This window comes from Streptomyces sp. NPDC033229, from assembly GCF_055576875.1.
In genome coordinates, this window is sequence record NZ_JBVIQR010000037.1 from 39,019 (window position 1) to 53,214 (window position 14,196).

Annotated in this window: 19 protein-coding genes; 14 read left to right on the plus strand and 5 right to left on the minus strand. The window is 70.0% G+C overall.

The window, feature by feature from the left end; translation table 11 throughout:
- The first annotated feature begins 25 nt into the window (after positions 1 to 25).
- Positions 26 to 532, plus strand: coding sequence for a methylated-DNA--[protein]-cysteine S-methyltransferase (locus ACZ53N_RS27735; protein WP_469143531.1), 507 nt, complete (start codon positions 26 to 28; stop codon positions 530 to 532).
- 41 nt (positions 533 to 573) lie between these two features.
- Here ACZ53N_RS27735 and ACZ53N_RS27740 read toward each other — a convergent pair whose 3' ends face one another.
- Positions 574 to 2,334 (minus strand): BCCT family transporter, encoded by a 1,761-nt coding sequence (locus ACZ53N_RS27740; protein WP_469143532.1) that lies wholly within the window; start codon positions 2,332 to 2,334, stop codon positions 574 to 576.
- Between the two features lie 300 nt (positions 2,335 to 2,634).
- Here ACZ53N_RS27740 and ACZ53N_RS27745 point away from each other — a divergent pair, with 300 nt between their 5' ends.
- Together ACZ53N_RS27745 and ACZ53N_RS27750 are read left to right on the plus strand one after the other, a co-directional pair.
- The gene (locus ACZ53N_RS27745) at positions 2,635 to 3,756 is read left to right on the plus strand and encodes a glycerate kinase (RefSeq protein ID WP_469143579.1); all 1,122 of its coding nucleotides are present in this window, start codon (positions 2,635 to 2,637) and stop codon (positions 3,754 to 3,756) included.
- Between the two features lie 210 nt (positions 3,757 to 3,966).
- On the plus strand, positions 3,967 to 4,770 hold the full coding sequence (locus ACZ53N_RS27750; protein ID WP_469143533.1) for an SGNH/GDSL hydrolase family protein: 804 nt from the start codon (positions 3,967 to 3,969) through the stop codon (positions 4,768 to 4,770).
- Positions 4,771 to 4,906: 136 nt separating this feature from the next.
- Here ACZ53N_RS27750 and ACZ53N_RS27755 read toward each other — a convergent pair whose 3' ends face one another.
- Positions 4,907 to 6,094, minus strand: a complete 1,188-nt coding sequence (locus ACZ53N_RS27755) for a site-specific integrase (RefSeq protein WP_469143534.1) — start codon at positions 6,092 to 6,094, stop codon at positions 4,907 to 4,909.
- Complete coding sequence (locus ACZ53N_RS27760; protein ID WP_469143535.1) at positions 6,087 to 6,599, minus strand: helix-turn-helix domain-containing protein; 513 nt, start codon at positions 6,597 to 6,599, stop codon at positions 6,087 to 6,089. The genes ACZ53N_RS27755 and ACZ53N_RS27760 overlap by 8 nt, the downstream gene beginning before the upstream one ends.
- Positions 6,600 to 6,714: 115 nt before the next feature.
- Between ACZ53N_RS27760 and ACZ53N_RS27765 the strand changes: the two genes are divergently transcribed.
- From ACZ53N_RS27765 to ACZ53N_RS27805, 9 genes are all read left to right on the plus strand, one after another.
- On the plus strand, positions 6,715 to 6,936 hold the full coding sequence (locus ACZ53N_RS27765) for a DNA-binding protein (RefSeq protein ID WP_469143536.1): 222 nt from the start codon (positions 6,715 to 6,717) through the stop codon (positions 6,934 to 6,936).
- Positions 6,933 to 7,178 carry a helix-turn-helix transcriptional regulator gene (locus ACZ53N_RS27770; protein ID WP_469143537.1) on the plus strand — a complete coding sequence of 82 codons (246 nt, stop codon included), beginning with the start codon at positions 6,933 to 6,935 and terminating at the stop codon, positions 7,176 to 7,178. Before ACZ53N_RS27765 ends, ACZ53N_RS27770 begins: the two co-directional genes overlap by 4 nt.
- Complete coding sequence (locus ACZ53N_RS27775; protein ID WP_469143538.1) at positions 7,175 to 7,474, plus strand: hypothetical protein; 300 nt, start codon at positions 7,175 to 7,177, stop codon at positions 7,472 to 7,474. Before ACZ53N_RS27770 ends, ACZ53N_RS27775 begins: the two co-directional genes overlap by 4 nt.
- Positions 7,471 to 8,346: a bifunctional DNA primase/polymerase gene (locus ACZ53N_RS27780; protein ID WP_469143539.1), complete on the plus strand. Its 876-nt coding sequence runs from the start codon at positions 7,471 to 7,473 to the stop codon at positions 8,344 to 8,346. The genes ACZ53N_RS27775 and ACZ53N_RS27780 overlap by 4 nt, the downstream gene beginning before the upstream one ends.
- Positions 8,343 to 9,761: a DNA primase family protein gene (locus tag ACZ53N_RS27785; protein ID WP_469143540.1), complete on the plus strand. Its 1,419-nt coding sequence runs from the start codon at positions 8,343 to 8,345 to the stop codon at positions 9,759 to 9,761. The genes ACZ53N_RS27780 and ACZ53N_RS27785 overlap by 4 nt, the downstream gene beginning before the upstream one ends.
- A 207-nt stretch (positions 9,762 to 9,968) precedes the next feature.
- Positions 9,969 to 10,115, plus strand: coding sequence for a hypothetical protein (locus tag ACZ53N_RS27790; protein WP_469143541.1), 147 nt, complete (start codon positions 9,969 to 9,971; stop codon positions 10,113 to 10,115).
- A gap of 14 nt (positions 10,116 to 10,129) precedes the next feature.
- The gene (locus ACZ53N_RS27795) at positions 10,130 to 10,831 is read left to right on the plus strand and encodes a hypothetical protein (protein ID WP_469143542.1); all 702 of its coding nucleotides are present in this window, start codon (positions 10,130 to 10,132) and stop codon (positions 10,829 to 10,831) included.
- A 243-nt stretch (positions 10,832 to 11,074) separates the two neighbouring features.
- On the plus strand, positions 11,075 to 11,479 hold the full coding sequence (locus ACZ53N_RS27800) for a phage terminase small subunit (protein WP_469143543.1): 405 nt from the start codon (positions 11,075 to 11,077) through the stop codon (positions 11,477 to 11,479).
- 47 nt (positions 11,480 to 11,526) lie between these two features.
- Complete coding sequence (locus ACZ53N_RS27805; protein WP_469143544.1) at positions 11,527 to 11,787, plus strand: hypothetical protein; 261 nt, start codon at positions 11,527 to 11,529, stop codon at positions 11,785 to 11,787.
- A gap of 266 nt (positions 11,788 to 12,053) precedes the next feature.
- Here the strand turns inward: ACZ53N_RS27805 and ACZ53N_RS27810 are convergent, their stop codons facing one another.
- Complete coding sequence (locus ACZ53N_RS27810; protein ID WP_469143545.1) at positions 12,054 to 12,413, minus strand: DUF6415 family natural product biosynthesis protein; 360 nt, start codon at positions 12,411 to 12,413, stop codon at positions 12,054 to 12,056.
- A 91-nt stretch (positions 12,414 to 12,504) separates the two neighbouring features.
- Here ACZ53N_RS27810 and ACZ53N_RS27815 point away from each other — a divergent pair, with 91 nt between their 5' ends.
- Both ACZ53N_RS27815 and cyaB read left to right on the plus strand, forming a co-directional pair.
- A complete protein-coding gene (locus ACZ53N_RS27815) occupies positions 12,505 to 13,350 on the plus strand; it encodes a helix-turn-helix domain-containing protein (RefSeq protein ID WP_469143546.1) in 846 nt (281 codons plus the stop codon).
- A 15-nt stretch (positions 13,351 to 13,365) separates the two neighbouring features.
- A complete protein-coding gene (gene cyaB / locus ACZ53N_RS27820; protein ID WP_469143547.1) occupies positions 13,366 to 13,920 on the plus strand; it encodes a class IV adenylate cyclase in 555 nt (184 codons plus the stop codon).
- Between the two features lie 53 nt (positions 13,921 to 13,973).
- Here the strand turns inward: cyaB and ACZ53N_RS27825 are convergent, their stop codons facing one another.
- Entirely contained in the window at positions 13,974 to 14,123 is a 150-nt protein-coding gene (locus tag ACZ53N_RS27825; protein ID WP_469143548.1) for a hypothetical protein, read from the minus strand.
- Between the last annotated feature and the right edge of the window lie 73 nt (positions 14,124 to 14,196).

A 14,196-nucleotide genomic window follows, 5' to 3' on the forward strand; every position in this document is an offset into this window, starting at 1 on the left:
CGCGATCCGAACGGAAACGCTCCTCATGACCCGCGCCCACACCGTCCTCGACAGCCCCTACGGCCCGCTCACCCTCGTGGCGACCGACGGCCTGCTGTCCGGTGTCTATATGACCGACCAGCGGCACCGGCCGCCCCTGGAGACCTTCGGCGAGCGCGACGGCACGCCCTTCCCCGAGGTGGTGCGCCAGTTGGAGGCCTACTTCACCGGCGCGTCCACCACCTTCGACCTCCCCCTGCACCTGGGAGGCACCCCGTTCCAACGCCGCGTCTGGGACGGTCTCCAGCAGATCGCCTTCGGTGAGACGCTCTCCTACGGTGAACTCGCGGAGCTCATCGGGGCACCGGGCGCCTCCCGCGCGGTCGGGCTCGCGAACGGCAAGAACCCCATCAGCATCATCGTCCCCTGCCACCGCGTCATCGGTGCGAACGGCAGCCTCACCGGCTACGGCGGTGGCCTGGACCGCAAGCGCCGGCTGCTGGACTTCGAGCGCGGCGCGGCCGAACCGTCCGTGCAGGACGGGCTGTTCTGAGGCCGTTCAGGCCCCGGGGCCGCCGTCGGTTCCGAGACCGTTCAGGCCCGGGGGCCGCCGTCGGTGTCGTCGCGGCCGCGGACGCTCTCCGCGACCCGGCGCAGCCGGTGGTGCCGGGTCGGGCCGTGCTCGGTGATGGCCTCGCCGATCATCGTGCGCATCGCGTCCCGCAGCCCGTGCGCCGCGTGATGGCGGGCCGGACCCGCGCCCGGGTCCGCGCGCAGCTCCGTCAGCAGCGACCAGCACAGCGCCAGCATCACCAGCACGAACGGCAGGGCGACCAGGATCGTCGCCGACTGCAGGGAGCCGAGCCCACCGGCCACCAGCAGCACGGCGGCGACCGCCGCCATGAGCACCCCCCAGGTCACCACGAGCCAGGTGCGCGGGTGCAGCGCGCCCCGGCTGGACAGCGAGCCCATCACCAGCGACGCGGAGTCCGCGCTGGTGATGAAGTACGTCATCACCAGCAGCATCGCCACCCATGACACGAGCGTGGCCAGGGGCAGGGTGTCCAGCAGCGCGAACATCGACGCCTCCGCGCCGTCCGCGACCGTCCCCGCCATGTCCGCCGCGCCGGTCATGTCCAGGCGCAGCGCGCTGCCGCCCATGACGCAGAACCACACCACCGTCGCGCCGCTGGGCACCAGCAGCACGCCGACGAGGAACTCGCGGATCGTACGGCCGCGCGAGATACGGGCGATGAACGTGCCCACGAATGGGGCCCACGACAGCCACCACGCCCAGTAGAAGATCGTCCACGCGCCGAGCCACTTCGAGTCCGTGAACGCCCCCGTGCGCGTCGCCAGTACCAGCAGATCGTGCAGATAGCTGCCGGTGGCCGCGGGGATGGTGTTGAGGATGTTGACCGTCGGCCCGAGGAGGAAGACGAAGAGCATCAGACACGCGGCGAGCAGGATGTTGATCGTGCTCAGCCACTTCACGCCCTTGTGCAGCCCGGAGAAGGCGGACAGGACGAAGGCGCCCGACAGCCCGGCGATGATGATCAGCTCCAGGGTGGTGGAGTCCTCGACGCCGGTCGTGATGTTCAGTCCCTTCGACACCTGGAGCGCGCCCAGGCCCAGGCTGGTCGCCGTCCCGAACACCGTCGCGAAGACGGCCAGCAGATCGATGGCCCGGCCCGGCCAGCCGTCCGCCCGCCGCTGCCCGAGCAGCGGTACGAACGCCGAGCTGAGCCGGTTGCCGCGGCCCTTGCGGAAGCCGGCGTAGGCGAGGGCGAGGCCGGCCATTCCGTAGATGGCCCACGGGTGCAGGGTCCAGTGGAAGAAGGAATACTCCAGTGCCGTCCGGGCCGCGGCGGGGGTCCCGGCGGGGACGCCGCTGCCGGGCGGCGGGGAGACGAAGTGCTGGAGCGGCTCGCCGACCCCGTAGAACATCAGGCCGATGCCCATGCCGGCGCTGAACATCATCGCGATCCACGCGAGGCTGCCGAATTCAGGCCGGTCGTCGTCCTTGCCCAGCCGGATCCGGCCGAACCGGCTCGCGGCGATGACCACGCACAGCACGAGGAAGACATCGGCGGCGATCACGAACAGCCAGGCGAAGTTCGACAGCACCCAGCTCAGGGCGGACGACGACACGCTGTCGAACGAGTGCTTGCCGAGCGCGGCCCAGCCGACCACCGCCAGTACGGCGGCGCCTCCGATGGCGACGACGGCGAGGTCGGGGGGCCCGTCCTGCGGTGGGCCGTCCTGCGCCCCGTCCCGTGGTGGGCCGCCCCGTGGTGGCTCGGACGGGCCGGACGGCGGGATCGAGCCGGGCGACTCGGATGCGTCGGTGCTCATGACGCCCCACTATGGCCGGGACAGTCCCAATTGGGCGGCCTGGCACGCCGCCCGAGGGCATGGGCAACGCCATATGCCGCCGGGTAGGGTCGCTGCGGCGCGACTGCCTGTGCGCGAGCAGGCCCGGAGAACAGGGGATGCAAGGTGGCAGACGCTGCGAGGACGACCGGCACGGACGCTGACGACGACCGGCCGGGACCGACGATGACCGCCTCGGTGGGACGGCCGGCGGACACGGACGCCGCAACGGCGCCGGGCCCCGTGCCCAGCGGCGCGAGCGCCGAGGGGGCGCTACCCCGGGTGCTGATCGCCGCGGACAAGTTCAAGGGCTCGCTCACGGCCGTAGAGGTCGCCGAGCACGTCACGGCCGGACTGCGGCGCGCGGTGCCCGGGCTGACCGTCGAGTCGCTCCCGGTCGCCGACGGCGGGGACGGCACGGTCGAGGCGGCCCTCGCGGCGGGCTTCGAGCGCCGCCGGAAGCACGCCAGCGGGCCGCTGGGGGCGCCGGTCGACGCCGCGTACGCGCTGCGCGGCGATACGGCCGTGGTGGAGATGGCCGAGGCCTCGGGCCTGCGGCACCTGCCGGAAGGCGTCTGGGCCCCGCTCACGGCCACCACGTACGGCACCGGCGAACTGCTGCGGGCGGCGCTGGACGCGGGCGCCCGGCGCATCGTCCTCGGCGTCGGCGGCAGCGCCACCACGGATGGCGGAGCCGGGATGCTCGCGGCGCTCGGCGCCCGCTTCCTGGCCGCCGACGGGCAGCCGCTCACGCCGGGCGGCGGGCCGCTGGCCGGGCTGGTGACCGCGGACTTCACCGGGCTGGACCCACGCCTGGCGGAGACCGTTGTCACCCTCGCGAGCGATGTCGACAACCCGCTGACGGGCCCGACGGGCGCCGCGGCGGTCTACGCGCCGCAGAAGGGCGCCGAGGAGGGGGACGTCGCGGAGCTGGAGACGGCCCTCGCGCACTACGCGTGGATCCTGGAACAGGCCGTCGGCCCCCAGGCGGCCGAGTACGCGCGCGCCCCGGGCGCGGGGGCCGCGGGTGGCCTCGGCTACGGGGCGCTCGTCGGCCTCGGCGCGCGCTTCCGGCCGGGCATCGAGGTGATGCTGGAGGTCCTGGGCTTCGAGGCGGCCCTGGACCGGGCGGACCTGGTGATCACGGGGGAGGGGTCGCTGGACGAGCAGACCCTGCACGGGAAGGCCCCGGCGGGCGTGGCGACGGCGGCCCGCGCCCGCGGCCTGGAGGTCATCGCGGTCTGCGGCCGCCTGGCCCTCCCTCCGGAGTCCCTGGGCCGCGCGGGCATCCGCCGCGCCTACGCCCTCACCGACCTGGAACCCGACCCCGCCCGCTGCATGACGGAGGCGGCGTCGCTGCTGGAACGCACGGCCCAGCGCCTGGCCGGCGATTTTCTGACGTAACCCACCGCCACACCGGCCGCTACGCCGGCTGTCCGCACCACCGCTGCGCGGCGGTGTCCTCAATCGCCGGACGGGCTCGATGTGGCTGAGCCCAGCCACAACAAGCCCGTCCGGCGATTGAGGACGCGCCCGCAGGGCGCCCTGCGGCCGCAGGCGGCGAAACCATCTCGCAGCACGGCGGCACCGCCGAAGGGTAGGATCGCCCGCGCCATGCAGATCAATGCGACCTACACATACACGAGCTTCGTCGCCGTCGGTGACTCCTTCACCGAGGGCATGTCCGACGAGCTGCCGGACGGCTCGTACCGCGGCTGGGCCGATCTCCTCGCGGCTCGGCTCGCGGCGCTCGCCCCCGGCTTCCGCTACGCGAACCTCGCCGTGCGCGGCAAGCTCATCGGCCAGATCGCCGACGAGCAGTCGGCGCCCGCCGCCGCGATGGGCGCCGATCTGGTGACGCTGGTCGGCGGACTCAATGACGTCCTGCGCCCCAAGTGCGACGTGGACCTGGTCTGCGCGCGGCTGGAGGAGGCGGCGGCGCGGCTCGCGCCGAGCTGTCGTCAGCTGGTGCTGATGCGCAGCCCAGGGAGGCAGGGCCCGGTGATGGAACGATTCCGGCCGCGCATGGAGCAGCTCTTCGGCTTCATCGACGACCTGGCCGGCCGGCACGGCGCGCTGGTCGTCGATCTCTTCGGCGCCGAGGTGCTGGGCGACTCCCGGCTGTGGGCCGAGGACCGGCTGCACTTGAACGCCGAGGGGCACCGGCGGGTGGCCGAGGCCGTCTGGCAGGCACTTGGGCACGAGGCGTCGTTCGACTGGAGCGCACCCCTGCCCCCGCTGGTCCGCCCCGGCTGGGCGGCCCGCCGGACCTCGGACGCCCGGTTCGCCCGCGAGCACCTGGTGCCGTGGATCGGCCGCCGGCTGACCGGACGCTCCAGCGGGGACGGCCGGCCGCCCAAGCGGGCCGAGCTGACGCCGTACGGGGGCGACGCCGAGCCCGCCGAGCCGCTCTCGTAGCAACGCACAAATCGGGGCGGGGCGCTGGCCTGCGTAAAACGCCAGTAGAATCCGGTCACTGTTCTACGGGCAGAGAGGTTCGCGCAGGTCAGATGCGGTGAGCACCCCCGCGCGAGAGATCGAATCTCACAATTTCTCACCTGAGGGCTTTTTGATCTACGCCGTGGAACACGTCGAGCGCGTCGGCGGCGCCCCGCATGTCCTCTGGTTCGATGGACACGTACTTGCGCTTGGTGAAGGCCGCGTTCGTGTGGCCAGCCCACGCTGCGAGGATCACGTCAGGTACGCCGGAGAGCGCCAGCGCCTTCAGCACAGCGTGACGGGCGTCGTACAGGCGCACCTGCCGTAGGCCGAGTTTCCGCATCAACCGGTAGGCGTACTCCCGTAGCTGCCGCGTGTTCAGCGGCAGACCGAGCTCGTCGACGGCGACGTACCCCGTGTCGGTGTACCCCTCGCCCGCGAACTCCTTCTCTCGCAGCTGTAGCACCCGGAAAGCGCGCAGGGCTTCCCACGGGCCGCGGGGCAGCGGCAGGCCGCGCTCGCCGGCCGCGGTCTTGGTGTCCTTTTCCAGCACCAGGTGATTGCCCACCATGGTCCGCGTCAAGGTGATGAACAGCAGGCCGTCGTCCAGGTCGACGTCGGGCCAGCACTGCCCGCACACCTCCGCCGGCCGCATCCCCATCAAGGACAGCAGCAGCGGCGCGTACAGCCGGTCGTCAGCGATGCCCCGGATGAACGTCTGCACCTCGGCCACGGTCCACGGCTTGGGCCGATCCCGCTCCCGCTTGTCCGTCTTCTTGTCGGCGAGGGAGACCTTGACGTACTGGGCGGGGTTCACCGGGATCAGCTTCCGCACGACCGCGCGCCCCAGGGCCTCCCGCAGCCGCGTCAGGATGCCGTCGGCCGTCGACACGGCCAGCCGAGTGCCAGGCTCGCCACCCTTGCGGCGCCCGGTCGACACGAGCGCGTCCAAGAACTCCTGGACCTGGTCCTCGGTGAGTTCCTGCAACCGCACGTGTCCAAGGCGTTCATGGACGTGGACCAGCGCCATGCGGTACGTGCGGATGGTCGTCTCCTCGACGTCCCGGCGCTTGTACTCCAACCACTGGTCAAGCCACTCCCCCAACGTGATCTTGTTGGGGGAGATGAACGTCCCGGCCGACCGCTGGTGTGCGATCCGGTCACGCTCCGCCCGGCACTCCTTCGCGGTGTCCCTCGTGACCGTGACCTGGATTCGCTTGCCGCTCTCGTCACGGCCAGCCTCGACCATCAGGCGATAGCGAACCTTCCCGTTCGCGAGGACGATCCGCTTCGGCTCAGCCATCACCCTCTACCTTCGGGCGCTCCTCGACAACTCGTTCTTCTTCGCTGAGTTCCCGCAGCGGTGTCACATGGAGACGCCGACGGATGGGCCGGGAGTACAGGTCGTACTCAAGCAGCTCCGTCTCCTCGTTGCCACGGGTCAGCCGAAGCGGACGCTTACCATCCATCCAGTCCCAGGCCACATCCGCGTGCACAGGCAGCCTTCCCGCCCCAGTGACCTCGACAACGCGGTTGGGGGCGTCTTCCAGCGGCAACAGCAGCGCAGACGGGCTCACACCGAAGGCGATGGCGAGCGCTACCAGTTCGTCGCTGGTGACGACGCGTTCACCCTTCTCCATACGGGTGACACCCGAGGCAGGGACGTGCCGCCCAGCCCGCTCTAGGGCGCCGGCCAACTGTCGAGTTGTCATGCCGCGACGCTCACGCAGGCGAGCAATGTTCGCGGCCACGGTCTGGCCCGTGGGTCCTACCTCGATGGCGCGACGTCCGCGCTGCTGCTCAGTCATAGGTCTCAGCGTAAGCAACAACGATCCCCTTGTAATGCAGCCGGTGTTGGGTGCTATCGTCTTCACGGGTGCAGCATAGGGGCTTTTGGTCCTTATAAGCAACACACGTTCCTACATGGAGGTCGCGGTGGAGGACGAGTTCCTTTCGACCAAGCAAGTCGCACGCGAGTACCCGGTCCTCGGTGGCGTCGCAGCACTCGCCGAACGGCGGTGGCGCGGCGACGGTCCGGCCTACATCAAGACCGCAGAGGGTCGCGCAGGCCGCGTCTGGTACCGCCGTAGCGACATCGAGCGGTGGCTCCAGAACTGCACGGTCCGGCCGAGGAGCGCGGCATGACCAAGCCCTGCCGCCCCACCCTCGCCGACGTCCGCAAGTGGCCCGCCACCGTAGCCGTTTCACAGGCCGCCGACGCGATCGGCTGCAGCAAGAGTCACTTGTACGAGCGCATCAAGAGGGGCATCTCACCCGTCAAGACCATCCCCTTGGGGGCCCGACACGTCGTCATCACCGCTGACCTCGTGCGCCTTCTGTCCGGTGAGACGACGCAAGCGCCGGGGGAGGAGACGGAAGCGGCATGACCCGGAACACAGAAACGCCCCGGGGGCTGACCGGGGCGTTTCCAGAAGACCTCGCGGCGGGCGAAGCTGGGCCCACCGTAGCGCAGGGCGACCCGCCTCGCGTAGAGGGCAGGCTCGACACCTACCGCTCCCGCTCGCGGAAGTGGCACCGGCAGGTCAAGGTCGAGAAGTGCCCCGGATGCGGGCACCCTCACCTCCACCGCGCGCCTTTCCCGCTTGTCCGCTCCGTGCTGAAGACCGCGCCCTGCGGGCTCGTGTATGTCGTGGTCCTGCGCGCCGAGGCGGTGGCCGCGTGAACGAATGGCAGAACGCCCTCGACAACGCCCTCGAAGCCGCACAGCGCGGCTTCCCCACCTTCCCACTCTCCCGCGGCAAGGTACCCGCTATCGCCTCCCCGCACGAGAAGGGGCACCGCTGCAAAGGCGAGTGCGGCCAGCCAGGGCACGGTGTCTACGACGCCACCACCGACCCTGACCGCATCCGTGCCCTGTTCCAGGCCGCGCACCACGCGGCCGGCTACGGAGTCGCCTGCGGCTCCGGACCCACCCCTCTCATCGGCCTGGACGTCGACCGCAAGAACGGATTTGACGGGGTCGACACCCTCGCCAGCCTCTCCCGCAAGCACGGCTTCGACGTGCCCCGCACGCTCGTCGTCTGCACCCCCTCCGGGGGGTTCCACCTGTGGTTCACCGGCCCCCGCGGCACCCGGGTCCCGTGCTCCGCAGGCAAGATCGGGGCCGGGCTCGACGTCCGCGGCACCGCCGGGTACCTCGTCGGCCCCGGCAGCAGGGGCAAGAACGGCTGGTACCGGGTCAGTCCCCACACTGCCGAACCGACCGTCCTGCCCATCCCTGAGCCTCTCCTGCAGCTCATGAAGCCCCCGCCAAAGCCCCCGGCGCCCCACAACCCCGTCAAGGCGCCAAAGGACGGAGGGCGTGCCCTCATGGGCCTTGTGCAGACCATCCTCGACGCCCGTGAAGGGAGCCGCAACGACCGACTGTTCTGGGCTGCCTGCCGCGGCTACGAGCACGCGGCGGCCGGACGCCTGGACCAGGCCGCCGTCGAACTCGCCCTCGTGCGAGCCGCCGTCGACGTGGGGCTGCCAGAACACGACGCCATCCGTACCGTCGCGTCCGCACGCGGCACCAGCACAGGAGCCGCCCGGTGACCAGCGCGAAGCACACCAGCACGGCCCGCGCCCTGGAGATCGTCACCGGCGCCGGAATCCCCGTCCAGCCGCGCGGCCACCGCGGGCAACTCCGGATGGCCGAGCGGTTCGTCGACGAGCACGCCGCACAGCTGCGCCACGTCCACGGCATCGGCTGGCACGAGTGGGACGGCGCCCGATGGATGGCCGACGAGAAGCGAGCCGATATGGAAGCCGCGGTAGCCACCATTAAGTCCGCCCTGCGCGAACTCGACCTTCTCCCGGAGAAGGAGCGAGACGAGTTGTACGTCGATGTCCGCCGCTCCGAATCCGCCTCCGGCCTGGAGGGCATGCTGCGCATCGCATCGGCCCTGCGGCCCATCTCTACGGCCAGCAAGGCCCTCGACGCCGACCCCCACCTCTTTAACACCCCCACGGGCACCGTGCACCTGCTCACCGGCACCGTGCGGGACAACGACCGGGAAGACCTGATCACCAAGGTGGCCGGCGGAGCCCTCGGGGACGAGACGGATCCCGAGTGGGAGACCTTCCTCAAGCGCATCCTCCCCGAAGAGGACGTCCGCGCGTTCGTCCAGCGCCTGTGCGGCTACGCGATGCTCGGGAAGGTCACCGAACACGTGATGCCAATCTTCACCGGCACCGGGGCGAACGGCAAGGGCACCCTGCGAGACGCCCTCATGGCCGCGTTCGGCGACTACGCCATCGAGGTCGACCCGGCCATCCTCATGGAGTCCAAGCACGAGCGGCATGGGGCGTTCAAGATGCGCCTGCGCGGCGCCCGGCTGGTCTTCTGCTCCGAGACGGAGAAGGGACGCCGGTTCGCCGAGGCCACCATGAAACGGCTCGTGGGCGGAGACCAGATCGAAGCGAACCTGATGCACAAGAACCCCATCACGTTCGACCCCTCCCACACACTCATCATGCTCACCAACCACCTCCCCGCCGTCTCCGGTGACGACCCTGCCGTCTGGCGGCGCATCCTCGTCGTCCCCTTCGACGTCGTCATTCCCCCGGAGGAGCGCGACGGGGACCTGCCCACCCGGTTGAAGAGGGCAGCCCCCGCCGTCCTCGCGTGGGCACACCGGGGGTGGCTCGCCTACCAGCAGCAGGGGCTCAACCCCCCTGAGGCGGTACGCGTGCGCACCGAGCAGTACCGAACCGACAGCGACGCCCTCGGGCGCTTCCTGAACGAGCAGACCATCCCGACGGCCCACGGGCACGTGAAGTCCCGTGAGCTGTTCACGGCGTGGACGAACTGGTGCCACGAGAACGGCATGAGGAACGAGGAGATCGGATCGGAGGTGTCATTCGCGGCGTCGATGAAGGCCCGCGGCTACGAGAAGAAGCGCAGCAGTGCCGGGCAGGTCTACCGGGGCTTCATGCTCGTCGGTCCTGAGGACCCCGAAAGCCTCTGACCTGCACGAGTGCAGGGTTGTGGAGGGTTTCCCGTTAATCCTCATGCGCGCATACATGGAGAGTTTCGGGAAACCCTCCACAACCCTACACACCCCCTTGATCGAGTAACCGGAATCGGAGGGCCTGTGAGCTACGCACTGCGCGCCGTCGTGGCGCCCGCGAACGAGAACCCGACGCCCCCCGCGGCCTGAACGCAGGAGACCGACATGGACCCACAGACGGACCCGCCCGCCGATAACCCCAACAACGCAAAGCCGGACGGCTACTACAAGACTGCGACTGCCGAGGAGTTCCACGAAGCGCTCGCCAAACTCGGCGTCTACCAGGCCCGCTTCCGCACCGAGAAGCACTGACCTCAGGAGAGCTCATGCGCATGAACCAGATCACGGCAGACCTGCACAACTCAGGTGTCGCCACCCTCGTCGGCAACGCCCGATTCGGCTACCACAGCCTGCCCGACGGCATGGTCGAGGAGTACACCCAGCTCGAACAGCACATCGAGGACCACAGCGACCGCTGGGGCGTAGCCGACGAACTGCCGCTGCGGACCGCCCGGGGGATGGCCGACAGCCTCATGCAGCGCATCGCCTATGGCAACGGCGAACACATCCTCGTCAACCACCTGCAGCCCGCCATGGCCAAGGCCCTCGACCATGTCCAGGCGGACATCACCCTCGCCGGACGCCACGCCCGCGCATCCGGCCCGACCGTCGACATGCTCGATGAGAGCGCCGACATCCGCGCGGCTATCGTCCGCCTCCACAGCCTCCAGCCGCCTTACGGTGCGCTGCGTGCCAGCTGGCAGGTCCTCCGGCTCCGGGACCGCATCCCCACCCGCGACCCCCTCGGCTGCCTCAGCCCGATCGCGGAGGTAGCGAACATGCCCGAGCTGTTCTCGGACTGGGAGAAGGCCCACCACGGCCGTGCCTCATGGCCGTGGAGCTCGCCGGTCATCCACATCAAGGTGGGCTGGCTCCTTGCCCAGGGCGGGCGGATCTGGCTGCCCACGGCTGCTGAGCAGACCGAGGCATGGTCCCGGTACCACCCGCAAGCCAGGGCTGCGGCCTGACCCCCACAGACCGGCGGCCGGCACGTGGTTACTCCTGGCCCGCACCGGCCGCCCCTGAACAGACGCTCGTCCCTGATGCCTGCTTCGCCTGGTGACAGCCAGTGAGTGAAGGCGATCAAGGGGGCAGGGGGTGACCCCTTGATCATGATCCACGCCGGACCGCCGGGGAGGTGGCTCGCTGACCGCCGCAGCGGATGGACTCAACCAGCCGATCTTGGAGTGACTGAGAGTGAGGTGATCCCGATGCCGGGACCAAGGCGGAACCCTGCCAAGCCGTACAGCCGATACCGAGCCAAGGGAACGCGGGCCGCCCTGGTGGAGCTGTCGGCCACGTGTGACCTGCCGGTGCCGCCCCTGCCGCCTGGCAGGGAGTGGTCGGAGCCGGAGCGGCAGACGTGGGAGGAGCTGTGGTCGGGCCCGCAGGCGAACCAGTGGGACGACTCCTTCATCCCGGCTGTCGCGATGTTCGTGTGCCACTGCTCGAACATCCTGGGCGGCCGCGCTTCGGCGTGGATGGCACAGGAGGCCCGGCACCTCTCGGACCGGCTGGGCCTGACTCCGCAGGGCATGGCCGCTCTGGGGTGGGTGATGACTGAGATGAACGACACCGCCCCGGTGACCCCGCTCCGGTCGATTGGGGGCAGGTGATGCTGTCGGAGCGACGCCGGGCCCGGATGCGGGCCACGGCGCCCCCGATGGAGGAGCGCCCAGCCTGGCTGAACTCCTTCAACCCACCCAAGTGGGGATTCGGCACCGAACACCCGCCGGCAGGGCGCGGGGAGATGCCGGAGCCGTTCGACGTGTTCACCTGGCAGATCACCCGGGCACGGCGACGCTGGAAGAACGCCTGCGCTGACTGGCTCCGGGAACACGGTGAGCCGGTGCCGTGGGCGCTGTGCGGCTACGGGAAGAACCCTGAGCGGCTCACATGGGAAGAGTATGGGCGGCGCCAGTGATCGGCACCTATCAGGCTTTCACCGGGATGACGAGCGCGCATAAGGCGACCACGACAGGACCACTCCTGATCCTCGAACGAATTCGTTGGAATGGTCAGGGTGGTGCCCCGGCCGGGACCCATTTCCGGCCGGGGCTTCTTGCTGCCCGGGGTCTCCCCCACGGAGTTCCCGGGCGTGCCGCCCCGGAGGGAGCCACCTCATGGCGGGGCGGCGCCTGGTGCCGTCTGCGGCCCGCCCATCGGGGGCGCGCGGGCCGCAGACGGCGGTCAGTGGGGCCCGCGGTCCTGGGCATGGTGCCAGTTGAGGAGCCACTGGCAGTCGCGGGCAAGTAGAGCGACGTGGGAAATGTCGGCGAGTGCGCCGTGCCCGAGGCTGTGCTGGGCTTCTCTGGCGATCCGGTCGAGGACTGTGCGTGCCGTGTACCACTCGAGGCTGCCCTGCCACAGCCGGTTGATCCTCACGCCGGCCTCGGGTAGCAAGTCCGCGATGTGGCCCAGCAGGAGCTCTTCCAGCTCCTGCAAGACCTCACGGTCCAGGGGACTGGATCGGAGGACGAGGGCTCGGCTCGTGTTTCGCTCGATCGTGGCGAGATCGGCAGGGCTGGTGTGGGGAGGTCTACTGCTCACGCGCACAGAGTGATGGCAGGGCAGGGTGTAGCTCGATACCCAGTCGGTAATCTCACGGTGAGATGACTTCTTGTGACTGTCGGGGGCCCGGGTGTCGAATGTGCAGTTACCGATTGAATTGCCCGAGTGGGCGTGGCAGCGCGCGGAGGTCAGACAGGCGCTTCGAGCCCGGAACGTGGGGTTGTTGTTCCGGCATGTGCAGCAGTTCGGTGGAGTGAGTCAGGCCCGGATTGCGATGGCGGTCGGGATGGGGCAGGCCCGCGTCAACGAGATCATCAACGGTCGCCGAGAGGTGGCCTTGCTCGACGTCTTCGAGCGGATCGCGGACGGGCTTAGCCTTCCCGATGACGCCCGGCACCTGCTCGGCCTGGCCGCAGGGCGGGAGGTCCGTAGCGGCGGTACGGCGTTCGATCTGGCCGCGTTTCCCGAAGTGGTTCGGGTGTACCCGTCGCAGGCGTCGGCGGCCGAGGAGATCCGGCGGCAGGCCCGCGGCGCGGCCGAGGTGGACGTCCTGGCCGTGCGCGGCCTTGGCCTGATCGGGCTGAATGATTCCCTGCTGCGCGGGGCCATGACGCGAGCCGAGACGCCCCTGCGCGTGCGCGTGCTGCTGCTCGACCCGGATGCCCCCGCCTTGGCTAAGCGGGCGGCGGAGATCGGGGAGTCCGCCGAATCCATGGCGAGCGGCGTGCGGTTGGCCGAGGCCCGCTTGCGAGAGCTTGCGGAAGCGGGGGATGTGCAGGTCTACCGATATCGGATGTTGCCGACGTGGCGCGTGATCCGGCTCGACAACATCATGTTCGTGTCTGCCTTCGACGCCGGGTGGGAAGGGCATGAGTCGGCGGTGTACAAGGTGATGGAGACGCCACACGGCCCCCTCTTCCGGGGGTGCCGTCGCATGTTCGAGGCGCTCGTCGACGACGGGGAACGCACCGTCTGAGCGGAGGGGGTAGCGGTGATCGAGGCAGAGCTGAAGGCGTGCGTCCACCATCCGGAGGAGGTCATGCGTCGTCTCGACGCGCGCGCCACCGGGCGGGCGGAGGTCTACCAGGACACCTATTACGACGATGCGGCCGGCGCCTTGGAGAAGGGTGACCGGGAACTGCGGGTCCGCACGGTGCACGGCTCGGACGGCACCCGGTCGCTGCTGACGTACAAGGGCGCCCGGGTGGATGATGCGTCGGGCTCGAAGCCGGAGCATGAGACCCAGGTTGAGGACCCGGAAGCGGTGCACGCCATCCTCCGCGGCTTGGGCTATGTGCCCGCCATCGCGTTCGAGAAGCGCTGCCGGAATTACGAGTTCGTGGCCAGCGGCCGGACGATGCTTGCGACCTTGGTGCGGGTGCCGGAGATCGAGGGCACCTTCATCGAGCTAGAGACCCAGGCCGACGAGGACGAGCTGAAGACCGCGCTCAACGATGTCCGCGCGGTCCTTGAAGAGCTAGGCATCACCGAGGCGGACCTGACGAGCGAGCTCTACACCGACGCCGTGCGCGCCTGTCGGGGATGAGGCGGAACGCAAAATGAGGCCCTGCTTGGATCAGACAGGGCCCCATTCATGGTTCAGCGGGTGCCGTCGCGGTAGGTCTCACGCCAGGCGTTCCATAGCCGGCGGCCGAGGCGCACCTGGCCGGCAGGTCCGAACGGGCGGCTCACGCAGCACGCTGCGTAGCCGAGGAGGCCGGCCACGATGAGGCCGCTAGTGACGAGCATGGGCACTGGTACCCCCTTCTTTGTTGGGTGTTCCCGTTTCCCGCCGGGCCTCTGCTAGCCGCTAGGTGCCAGG

Coding starts and splice junctions, on each gene's coding strand:
- ACZ53N_RS27775 (WP_469143538.1), top strand. CDS start 7,175: ATGACCCGGAACACAGAAACGCCCCGGGGGCTGACCGGGGCGTTTCCA.
- ACZ53N_RS27790 (WP_469143541.1), top strand. CDS start 9,969: ATGGACCCACAGACGGACCCGCCCGCCGATAACCCCAACAACGCAAAG.
- ACZ53N_RS27795 (WP_469143542.1), top strand. CDS start 10,130: ATGCGCATGAACCAGATCACGGCAGACCTGCACAACTCAGGTGTCGCC.
- ACZ53N_RS27750 (WP_469143533.1), top strand. CDS start 3,967: ATGCAGATCAATGCGACCTACACATACACGAGCTTCGTCGCCGTCGGT.
- ACZ53N_RS27760 (WP_469143535.1), bottom strand. CDS start 6,599: ATGACTGAGCAGCAGCGCGGACGTCGCGCCATCGAGGTAGGACCCACG.
- ACZ53N_RS27740 (WP_469143532.1), bottom strand. CDS start 2,334: ATGAGCACCGACGCATCCGAGTCGCCCGGCTCGATCCCGCCGTCCGGC.
- ACZ53N_RS27755 (WP_469143534.1), bottom strand. CDS start 6,094: ATGGCTGAGCCGAAGCGGATCGTCCTCGCGAACGGGAAGGTTCGCTAT.
- ACZ53N_RS27770 (WP_469143537.1), top strand. CDS start 6,933: ATGACCAAGCCCTGCCGCCCCACCCTCGCCGACGTCCGCAAGTGGCCC.
- ACZ53N_RS27805 (WP_469143544.1), top strand. CDS start 11,527: ATGGAGGAGCGCCCAGCCTGGCTGAACTCCTTCAACCCACCCAAGTGG.
- ACZ53N_RS27800 (WP_469143543.1), top strand. CDS start 11,075: ATGCCGGGACCAAGGCGGAACCCTGCCAAGCCGTACAGCCGATACCGA.
- ACZ53N_RS27765 (WP_469143536.1), top strand. CDS start 6,715: ATGGAGGTCGCGGTGGAGGACGAGTTCCTTTCGACCAAGCAAGTCGCA.
- ACZ53N_RS27825 (WP_469143548.1), bottom strand. CDS start 14,123: ATGCTCGTCACTAGCGGCCTCATCGTGGCCGGCCTCCTCGGCTACGCA.
- ACZ53N_RS27735 (WP_469143531.1), top strand. CDS start 26: ATGACCCGCGCCCACACCGTCCTCGACAGCCCCTACGGCCCGCTCACC.